Origin of the sequence: Variovorax sp. J31P179 (genome assembly GCF_030316985.1) — a bacterium.
Classification (GTDB): Bacteria; Pseudomonadota; Gammaproteobacteria; order Burkholderiales; family Burkholderiaceae_C; genus Variovorax; species Variovorax ginsengisoli_B.
Genome location: NZ_JASZYL010000035.1, coordinates 1 through 9692 on the forward strand (window position 1 = coordinate 1; position 9692 = coordinate 9692).

The 9692-nt window shown below is 64.2% G+C and carries 8 protein-coding genes; 1 reads left to right on the forward strand and 7 read right to left on the reverse strand.

Features of this window, described 5'->3' with window-relative positions:
* Positions 1–548: 548 nt before the first annotated feature.
* From QTI17_RS34720 to QTI17_RS34745, 6 genes are read right to left on the reverse strand one after another with little or no spacing between them, the layout of a single operon-like run.
* Entirely contained in the window at positions 549–1562 is a 1014-nt protein-coding gene (locus QTI17_RS34720) for a YeiH family protein (RefSeq protein ID WP_286538723.1), read from the reverse strand.
* 4 nt (positions 1563–1566) lie between these two features.
* Entirely contained in the window at positions 1567–3195 is a 1629-nt protein-coding gene (locus QTI17_RS34725) for a 3-(methylthio)propionyl-CoA ligase (RefSeq protein ID WP_286538724.1), read from the reverse strand.
* Between the two features lie 23 nt (positions 3196–3218).
* The gene (locus QTI17_RS34730; protein WP_286523150.1) at positions 3219–4211 is read right to left on the reverse strand and encodes a Bug family tripartite tricarboxylate transporter substrate binding protein; all 993 of its coding nucleotides are present in this window, start codon (positions 4209–4211) and stop codon (positions 3219–3221) included.
* 51 nt (positions 4212–4262) lie between these two features.
* Entirely contained in the window at positions 4263–4616 is a 354-nt protein-coding gene (locus QTI17_RS34735) for a Rieske (2Fe-2S) protein (protein ID WP_286523152.1), read from the reverse strand.
* 40 nt (positions 4617–4656) lie between these two features.
* Positions 4657–5712, reverse strand: coding sequence for a beta-keto acid cleavage family enzyme (locus tag QTI17_RS34740; RefSeq protein ID WP_286538726.1), 1056 nt, complete (start codon positions 5710–5712; stop codon positions 4657–4659).
* Positions 5713–5761: 49 nt separating this feature from the next.
* Positions 5762–6142, reverse strand: a complete 381-nt coding sequence (locus QTI17_RS34745) for a carboxymuconolactone decarboxylase family protein (RefSeq protein ID WP_286538727.1) — start codon at positions 6140–6142, stop codon at positions 5762–5764.
* 146 nt (positions 6143–6288) lie between these two features.
* Between QTI17_RS34745 and QTI17_RS34750 the strand changes: the two genes are divergently transcribed.
* Positions 6289–7308: an AraC family transcriptional regulator gene (locus QTI17_RS34750; protein ID WP_286538730.1), complete on the forward strand. Its 1020-nt coding sequence runs from the start codon at positions 6289–6291 to the stop codon at positions 7306–7308.
* 159 nt (positions 7309–7467) lie between these two features.
* Here the strand turns inward: QTI17_RS34750 and QTI17_RS34755 are convergent, their stop codons facing one another.
* On the reverse strand, positions 7468–9270 hold the full coding sequence (locus QTI17_RS34755) for a sulfatase family protein (protein WP_286538732.1): 1803 nt from the start codon (positions 9268–9270) through the stop codon (positions 7468–7470).
* Positions 9271–9692 lie beyond the last annotated feature (422 nt).

The window sequence follows — 9692 nt, forward strand, 5'->3', positions numbered from 1 at the left end:
TCGGCGCTGGCAAAACTGCGTTGGTTCATCTCGGTGGTGCTGTGACTTGCGATGTCTTCACGCATGCACGGGCCGTGCCCGCAGCGACCTATTGATCAGCGTTTCCCTAGCCTGACGTCGACATCAGGCGTCCTAGCGTAACCTGCACCGCGCAAGCATTCTGGACATCAAGCAACTGGTTGATGATCGGCAAGGAGTCGGCGACGAGGCAGTTGTAGACCGCGACGTCGCCACGACCGACGCAATCAACCGCGATTAGTCCTCCCTTGCCCTCCACAAGCGACCGTAATACGTGTGCAGCAGCGAAAGCCGTCCATCTCAACGCGACGGCCTACGACTCAGATCGGCCACAAGCGGAAGTACGCGAAGGTCGGCTTCCAGGCGCTCCACGTTGCGCCGACACCAAGGCAAAAGCGACTGCAAGGCATCTCGTAGCCTGGACCACAGCGACCGGAACTGCGGGTGTTTGTGCGCGTTCGCGCATCTACAGTGCACGGCGTCCTACTCGTCTACTGGGCGTCTACACCTTGAGCATCAGCGCGTCGGATTCAGGCGAGCCAATGCATCAACGCAAGCGTCAGGACCACCAGGAAGATCGTCTCGCCAAGCATCAACAGCACCGGCTTGAGGCCGACGGTGACCAAGTCCTTCAACTGCGTCTTCATCCCGATGCCCGCGATGGCCGCCACGAGGCACCAGCGCGAGAAATCGCTGCCGCCCCTGGCGACGACTGGCGGCAGCCAACCCGTGCTGTTGACGGCCACCAAGAGCGCGAAGCCGATGACGAAGCCCGGAAGCAGCGGCGGGCGCGGGCCACCCCTTCCCCTGGCCTGGCGGCGCGCCAACATGACCGCGAAGACGATCACCGGCAACAGCATGGCCACGCGCAGCAACTTGACCAGGGTGGCCACGTCGCCCGTCTGTTGCGACATGCTGTAGCCGGCGCCGACCACCTGGGCGACGTCGTGGATCGTCGCGCCCAGGAACACCCCGGCGGCACTCGGGTCCAGCTCCATGGCCTGCGCGATCATCGGGTAGACGATCATCGCCAGCGTCGACAACGCCGACACGCCGACGACAGTGAACAGTGTCGCGCGCTCTTTCAGTGGATGGTTCGGCAGCGCAGCGGCCAGTGCCATCGCCGCAGAAGCGCCACAGATCGCGGTAGCCCCGCCGCTGAGGAGGCCAAACAGGGTCTGAAACCCCATCAGGCGCGCCGCCAGCATCGACAACAGGATCGTCGCCCCGACGCAAATCACGACGATCGCCACTGGCTGCCATCCGAGCTCGACGACCTGGCCGACGGTGATCCGCAGGCCGAGCAGCGCGACGCCGATGCGCAGCAGCGTCCGACCCGCGAATTCGATGCCCGGCTTGCAGGCGCTCTCGCCGGAGAGGAAGTTCATCGCGATGCCCAGCAGCAGCGCGAACAGCATCACCGGCGCACCATAGTGCTCCGAGAGGAAAGTGGAGGCCGCGGCGACCACCCCGCAGGCCAGCACGCCTGGAAACAGCAGGCGCACCTGCCCTGGAACCGCGCCGATCGTGAGTGCGGTGGTCATGGCATCAGGCCGTCGGCAGCTTGTGGTCCTTGAACTGCTCGCGCAGGCGGTGCTTGAGCATCTTGCCGGTCGCGCCGAGCGGGATCGTCTCACTGAAGACCACGTCGTCGGGCGTCCACCACTTCGCGATCTTGCCGTCGTAGAAGGCCAGCAGTTCCTCGCGCGTCACCTCGACACCCGGCTTCTTCACCACCACCAGCAGCGGGCGCTCGTCCCACTTGGGATGGAACGCGGAAATGCAGGCGGCCATGCCCACTGCAGGGTGTGCCATCGCGATGTTCTCCAGGTCGATCGAGCCGATCCACTCGCCGCCGGACTTGATGACGTCCTTGGCGCGGTCGGTGATCTGAATGAAGCCATAGGCGTCGATGACGGCGACGTCACCGGTCGGGAACCAGCCGTCCACCAGCGGGTTGCCGCCGGCACCCTTGAAGTAGCTCGCGACGATCCAGGGGCCGCGCACCAGCAGCTCGCCCGAGGTCTTGCCGTCCCAGGGCAGCTCGTCGCCGTCGGCATCGACGATTTTGAGGTCCACGCCAAACACGGCGCGACCTTGCTTGGACTGGACGGCGAGCCGTTCTTCACTGCCCAGCGCCAGGTGCGCCGGTTTGAGCGTGCAGACGGTGCCCAGCGGGCTCACCTCGGTCATGCCCCAGGCGTGCAGCACCTGCACATCATGACGTTCCTGGAAGGCGCGCATCATGGCCGGCGGACAAGCCGAGCCGCCGATCACGGTGCGGCGCATGGTGCTGAACGCCAAGTCGTGGCACTCGACGTGCGCCAGCAGGCCCTGCCAGACGGTGGGAACGCCGGCCGACATCGTGACGCCCTCGGTCTCGAACAGTTCGTACAGGCTCCTACCGTCCAGGTACGGGCCCGGGTAGACGAGCTTGGCGCCGACCGCGCAACCGACATAAGGCAGGCCCCAGGCGTTGACGTGGAACATCGGCACGACGGGCAAGATGGAGTCGCGCGCCGAGCAGTTCAGCGCATCGGGCAGCGCGGCGGCGTAGGTGTGTAGCAAAGTCGAGCGATGGCTGTACAGCACGCCCTTCGGGTTGCCGGTGGTGCCCGAGGTGTAACACAGCGAACTGGCGCTGTTCTCGTCGAAGTTCGGCCACTCGAAACGATCGCTCGCATCGGCCAGCAGTTCCTCGTAGCACAGGAGGCCGGGTATCTTTGTCGAGGCGGGCATGCGGGCGCGGTCGGTCATCGCGACGAAGGCCTTGATCGTCGTCACACGCGAAGCGATCGATTCGACGATCGGCAGGAAGGTCAGGTCGAAGAACAGCACCTGGTCTTCGGCATGATCGGCGATCCACACCACCTGGTCGGGGTGCAGGCGGGGATTGAGCGTGTGCAGCACTGCGCCCGAGCCGGAGACACCGTAGTACAGCTCCATGTGGCGGTACCCATTCCACGCCAACGTGGCGACGCGGTCTCCGAACTTGATGCCGCGCTGTGCCAGTGCGTTGGCCACGCGGCGCGCGCGGGAGGCCAGTGCGCGGTAAGTGGTGCGATGAATATCGCCCTCGACGCGACGGGACACGATTTCCTGTTCGCCGTGGTGGCGTTCAGCGTGCGTTAACAGGGTGGAGATCAGCAGCGGTTGCTGCATCATCTGTCCGTTCATGATGGGTGCTCCTTGATTCGTAGTCATTCAGGCTGGAAGCCGATGGCCTTCAGGTTGGCGGCGTGCCTGTCGGACGCCGCGCGCAGCGACTTCGACAGCTCGTCGGGCGTCAGCGGCTGGCCGATGTCCTGACCCTGTTCCCTGAAGCGCTCGATAACCTTCGGCTGTTGGAGCACCTTCAGCGTGGCCTCGCGGACCTTTGCTTGCACATCGGCCGGCACGTCGGGCGTGGTCCACAGGCCCATCCATGCGATGTCGCCGATCTTCGGATAGCCGAGTTCCGCGAAGGTCGGCACGTCGGGCAGTGCAGCCAGCCGCTTTGGTGTGCCGACGGCGAAGGCCTTCAGCTTGCCGGCTTTGATCAGAGGAACGGAAGTCGCCGGGCCGTCGAACATCAGCGCCACATGGCCACCCATCACGTCCTGGAGCGCCGGTGGCGAGCCCTTGTAGCCAACATGCGTCATGTCCAGGCCGGCCAGCTTGTTTAACTCTTGCCCCATGGTGTGCGACATCGTGCCGCTGCTGTACGAGGCGTAGCTCACATTGCCGGGGTGGGCCTTCACATAGGCGATGACTTCCTTCAAGTTCGATGCCGGCAACGACGGCGTGCCGACGAGCAGCAGGCCGGTTTGGGTGAGCTGGGCCAAAGGCTTGACGTCCTTGAACATGTCGAGGCGGGTCTTGACGACATGCGGGATCTCGGTGACCAGGCCATTGACGCCGACCATGAAGGTATAGCCGTCGTGCGGCGATTGCAGCAAGTCCTGGAGGCCGATGGCGCCCATGGCGCCGGCCTTGTTGTCGACGATTACCGGCTGTCCAAGGAGCGGCACGAGGCCTTCGGCCAAGGTGCGCGCGACGATGTCGGAGGTGCCCCCCGGGGGCGCGCCGACGATCAGGCGGAGCGGCTTGCTGGGCCAGCCCTGGGCCAACGCGGTGGGCGCCATGGCCAGCAGGGACGCGGCCGCAAGGGCGCCGAGCATCGCGCGGCGCAGGGGTTTCGTGAGTTGTTGCATCTGTGTCTCCGGAAATTGGTGTGTGTGTGTGTGCTCGGGCCGAGCGCGGGGTCAGTTGGTTGCGTTGCGGAGGTCGACCTCAATGCGGCCGGCATGCACGCGAACGGGGTAGGTGCGCAACGCAAGCCCGCCGCATGCGCCGTGGATACAGCCGCTTGCAAGGTCGAAGCGCAGGCCGTGTGCGGGGCATTGGATCGTGGTGCCTGCGAGAGCACCTCTGGCAAGCGACGCGCCGGCGTGCGGGCAACTGTCCGCGATCGCATGCACCGTGTCCTCGACGAGAAACAGCGCAATCTCGTGCCCGTTACGGCGGGCAAAACCGCGTCCGCGCTCGCTCAGCTCGTGCACTCCAAGCAGGTCGGTCCACCGGGGTGCCGCGGAAGTCGGGTCGTGGGAGATCGACATGCTGTTGTCCTCGTGAATCGGCGCCGCGGAGACATCGTCCTCAGGCGGCGACGCGCATCGGCACGCCGCGCTGGCCCTGCGCGCGGCTTGGCGCGAATCCGATCCGCGCCAGCGTCTCTTCCGTGCTTCGGTAGGTCTCGCCGATCCGGTAGATGCTGCGCGCCTCGTCTCCACTGGCGATGTCGCGGTTCAGAACCCGCGCGATGGCCACCATGGCCTCGATCTGCTGGACCGAGGTCATGCGCTCGCCGGTCGGCCCGAACAGCGTGTCCTCGATGCCCACGCGTACGTGCATGCCCATCGCAATCGCCATCGTGTTGAGCGGGATCACGTTGCGGTTGAGGGTCTCGATCGTCAGCGTCGCGCCATCAGGCGTGCGGCGCACGAACTCCATCATGTCGGCGGGATTTACGCCGGCCGCACCGCCGCCGATCGCCACGTAGTTCAGGATCAGCGGGCCCATGTACACGCCGCGCCGAATGAATCGCTCCACCGTCTCGAGCTGGCTCAGATGGGCGAGCATGAAGTGCGGCTGGATGCCATTGGCTACCAGGCGGCGGATGTGCTCCTCGTGCCAGGAGGGGTTGGAGGGCACGATCATGTCGCGGTACGCCGCCTGCATGGCCGGATTGGCGAGCGACGTGCCCGCCACGTCGGCCTCCGTCATCAACTCCATGATATTCATCTGCGAAGTGTTGATGGCGACGGTCACCTGGTCGGGGCGCGGGTTCAGCTCGGTGAGCATGTGGCGCGTGTCGTCGTTCATCCACTTGGCTGCTTGGCCGTCGTCCTCGGGGGCGAAGGAGATCGAGCCGCCCACCTGCAGGATCATCTTGGGCACGGCTTCGCGCAGCCGCGCCAGCATTTCGTTGAACTTGGACAGACGCTTGCTGCCCTTGCCGTCTTCTTCACGCACGTGCACGTGCAGTACGGTGGCGCCGGCGTTCCAGCAATCGACGGCTTTCTGAACCTGGGCGTCCATCGACACTGCGATGTCGTCGGAGTCGCTGGCGTCCCACTGGGGGCCGTAGGGCGCGACCTGGATGACCAGGGGTTGCTGGTTTTCGGGGAGGAGGGAGTCGTCGAGGAATTGCATGGTGTTTGTCCTTTGGTGGTTTAGAAAAATGGAGCGCTGAAGGTGCCGGTCAGCGTGTCGATGCGGACGCCAGTTCGTCCAACAGGATGGGAGTGGCGAGGCTCATGGTGTGGATGCCCAACACGCTCACGCACTGCAGAACGGCGGTGATTTCTTCCTTTGTGGCGCCGACTTCCAGCGCCTTGCGGATGTGGCGGCGTACACCCGGTGCGTACATGTGGGTGCACGAGGCGTCGACGGCGATGGAGATGAACTCAATGGTCTTTGCGTCGAGCACGCCCGAGACCATGGGCGTGATGCCCATAGCCATGAACTTCTCGGTCCAGGCGGGGTCGAGTTCGGCAAAGGGTTCCCAGTTGGGGTTCCAGTTGCCACTGCTGCGCAGGCGGTCGCAAACCGGCGTGGGGGTGGGTGCGTTGTCGTGGTCCATCGGGTGTGTCTCCTGAGGTTGTCGCTGCCCGTGGGCTTCACCCGTCTGCAGCTGATTCGGAAGGTGAATTGTTTCGGGCAAGGGGATATGCGGATTGACCCGATGTGACAGCTGCTTAACCTGACGTGACACATCGTGTTAACCCTATGTCCAAGCTCGTTCGCAGTGCCAGCCTGACCAACTACCCCGAGGTGGCGCGTGCGGTCGGGCTCGATCCTTTGGCCCAGCTGGCCGCCGCAGGGCTAAGTCCGGCTTGCCTGCACGACCCCGACATGCGCATACCGAGCCATGCGGTGCGAGACGTCCTGGAGGCATCGGCGAGCGCCAGTGGCGTGGACAACTTCGGCCTGCGCATGGCCGAGACGCGGCAACTCTCGAACCTCGGCGCGGTGGCGCTGGTGGCGCGCGAGGAGCCGACGGTGCGGCGCGTCGTGCGGGCGATGATGCGCTACAGCCACGTGCTCAACGAATCGTTGTTCGTGGAGCTGGAAGAGGCCAATGGCATCGCCGTGATGCGGGAGGAATTTCTCGTCGGCCAAGGCGGCTCATCGCGACAGGCAACGGAGTTGCTTGTCGGGGTGATGTTCCGGAATCTGAAGTTCTTCCTCGGGCCGGCATGGAACCCTTTGCAGGTCTGCTTTTCGCACTCGCCGCCGCGCGATCCGGGCCTGCACTTTCAACTCTTTGGGTACGGCGTCTACTTCGGACAGGATTTCAACGGGATCGTCTGCACGACTAGCGACCTGGATGCGCCGAACCCGATGGCCGACCCTGTGATGGCGCGCTACGCACGCCAGGTTCTCGAGGCTTCCGCCGCGTCGGCGCGCATGAGCGCGGCCGACAGCGTGCGCAACATCCTGCTGGTGCTGCTGCCGTCGGGCCAATGCTCGATTGAGCAGGTGGCGCAACAGTTGGGTGTGGACCGGCAGACCGTGCATCGGCGACTCGTGCGCGAGGGCACGGCGTTCCGGGAGGTTGTGAATACCATCCGTCGCGAATTGGCCGCGCACTACATCGACGACGGCACGCGGCCGCTGTCGCAGATTGCCGAGTTGCTTGGGTTCTCTGCGCCAAGCGCTTTTTCGCGGTGGTACAAGCAGCAGTTCGGCGAGGTTGCTGGACTGCGACGTCGCGTGAACGTCGGCGCGGAGCGACTCGATGCCTGAACGTCGGCTTTGTGGTTACGTCAATGCGCTTTGTAGATGGCTCTTGGGGGCCCGTTGCCGTCCTTTGAGTTCTCGCTTCGAATGTCAGCAAGGCACGCGGGAGCGGTCGCGGGCCCGCACAACCGAAAAAACCAGCGGGGATGGAGTCGCGCGAGAGGCTCAAGCGCCCGACATTGTCTCCGCCGTAACCTCCCAACCGGCGTCGATGCCGCCGGGGAGCATCTGCCCGCGATCTTCGCCGACTTCGGCATCTACTAGCCGGTTGAGCTTCTCGTTCATGGCGAGGACAAGGTCCCGGTTTCGCCCGCCTTGCAAGCCGAGATTGTTCATCTCGCTCGGATCGGCCCGCACATCGAACAGCTCGACATCGTTCAAGCGATAAAGCTCCTCCACCGTCGTGGGTCGGTTGTGCTGCTTCGGCGAAAAATAGCGCGCGAACACGTACTGGCCATCGAACACCGACCGAACCGCGCCGCGCTTCATCATGTCTGGGCGGATGCCCGCGCTCTGCAGTTCGCTTGGTTTGCCGCCCTTTTGCATGTAGTCGACGGCCTTGTTCAGGAAGTCGCCGTCGAGGTAGGCAAACATGTTGTAGTTGAAGAGCGCACCCTCACGCACGGCCGCGAAATCGGCGCGCTCGGGAGCCGCGAGGAGCCCGGAAACATCCTTGCCAGGAAGTCCCTTGACGATGCCGGCCCGCTTGTCCGGAGACACGCCGGTGAGCCCTATCAGCGTTGGCGCAATGTCGACGTGCGAGGTGACCGCCTTGCACTGCTTGCCGCCGGCGAAGACCGGATGGGAAACGATGAAGGGCACGTTGTTCTGCTCGCGGTACGCGACAGCACCCTTGGCGTGCAGTTGGTGCGCGCCGTCCATGTCGCCATGATCGGCGGTCAGGATCACGATCGTCTTGTCGGCCAGCCCCGAGGCGTCCAGCTCGGAAAGAAGCGTCGCAATGTTTCGATCCACATCGCGCATGCAATTCAAGTAGTAGTTGTGCCGCCGGCGCCAACGGGCTTCCTCATTCGGGATGGTGCCGACCAAGGCGTCATGAGCATGCAGAAAATCCCGATGTGCAGGTGGTCGCCCCGGAGCATCGAGCGCCTGCCCGTGACTCGCCGGAGTCCGGTACTCCCACTGCTTCGCGTAAAGCGGGTCGACCGGATCGCGAGCGACACGCTTGATGCCACGCTTCGTTTGAACCTCCGTTCCCGGCGCATCGGTGTTGTAGTACATCACATCGTGCGGGTTGACGAGGTTCACTGCGAGGAACCACGGCTTCTGTTCCGCCGCCAGTTCGCGTCCCTTGCCGCGGAGCCAGTTCACGCCCATCGCCGAGATGATGCCGTCGTGAAGGTAGCCCCCCCTTGTGTGCGCGATGATGTCGCCGACACCGAAGTAATCGGAGAAGCCGTAGGCTTCCATCTCCTGCGTGAAAATCTTGGTCAAGTTGCCGTGCTCATTGACCGTTTCGAACTCCCTTGTCAGGTGCCACTTGCCCTTGTACGCCGTGTAGTAGCCGGCATTCCGGAGCAGGTCACCCAGCGTGGGAATCTCGGTGGACATGCTCTCGATCCAGGGGAAATTCGTGTTGTCGAACATCTTCGTCTGCTGGATGTGCTGCCCGGTATAGATCACCGAGCGGGATGGCGTGCAGACGCACGAGCCGATCCGGTGGTTGACGAACGTCGTGCCTTGCTTCTTCAACCGCTCATGGGCTGGCAGCCGATAGCCGGCCGGAAGCTCGCCCGGGCGGAAATGGCGCTCTTGGTCGACCAAAATGAACAAGATGTTGTAGGGGCCGCTTGCTGCGCCCGCTGACGTCCTTCGAGCGGTGGTGGCGGGTTGACCGCTGACCTTCTCATGTGCGCCAAGACCCAGCGCCATGACTCCCAGTCCAGCCGCACCACCCAGGAACTCCCGCCGCGATGCCGCAGAGTCGATCCGCTTGTTTTGATCCATGGCCACTCCTCGTTAAAGCCAACGGGACGCCGGTGCTCCGGATGAATGCCATGGCACGCAGGGGCCCGTTGACCGAATGAGGGAGCTTATTCCTTATCACGGCGCAACGCCATTGCACCGTGCAGCCTCCAAGGGGGCCCGAAGTCTTGGAGGCGGAGAGAGTGGCGTGGACGGTGACCCCGCAAAGGCAGCATTCAAGCAGACGCGTCGTAGCCGCCGCGGCCAGCGAGCCGCCGCTCATGGCTGCGAGCACCAATTCGTGGCTGTGCCTGACAGCTGACCTTCAGCGTGCCCGCCCGGTTGGCCAACGACCGCTTCTATGAGGACTTGTTTGTCAAGCGGTGTCGGTCAACATATCGATGGATGGTATTTCATGCTGACCTCAGCATCGTGTTGAGTCTACAAACAGGGCTTGGCTCGGG

Excerpts from the sequence above, each read along its gene's own strand:
- QTI17_RS34720 (WP_286538723.1), bottom strand. The coding sequence starts at position 1,562 with ATGACCACCGCACTCACGATCGGCGCGGTTCCAGGGCAGGTGCGCCTG.
- QTI17_RS34725 (WP_286538724.1), bottom strand. The coding sequence starts at position 3,195 with ATGAACGGACAGATGATGCAGCAACCGCTGCTGATCTCCACCCTGTTA.
- QTI17_RS34730 (WP_286523150.1), bottom strand. The coding sequence starts at position 4,211 with ATGCAACAACTCACGAAACCCCTGCGCCGCGCGATGCTCGGCGCCCTT.
- QTI17_RS34735 (WP_286523152.1), bottom strand. The coding sequence starts at position 4,616 with ATGTCGATCTCCCACGACCCGACTTCCGCGGCACCCCGGTGGACCGAC.
- QTI17_RS34740 (WP_286538726.1), bottom strand. The coding sequence starts at position 5,712 with ATGCAATTCCTCGACGACTCCCTCCTCCCCGAAAACCAGCAACCCCTG.
- QTI17_RS34745 (WP_286538727.1), bottom strand. The coding sequence starts at position 6,142 with ATGGACCACGACAACGCACCCACCCCCACGCCGGTTTGCGACCGCCTG.
- QTI17_RS34750 (WP_286538730.1), top strand. The coding sequence starts at position 6,289 with ATGTCCAAGCTCGTTCGCAGTGCCAGCCTGACCAACTACCCCGAGGTG.
- QTI17_RS34755 (WP_286538732.1), bottom strand. The coding sequence starts at position 9,270 with ATGGATCAAAACAAGCGGATCGACTCTGCGGCATCGCGGCGGGAGTTC.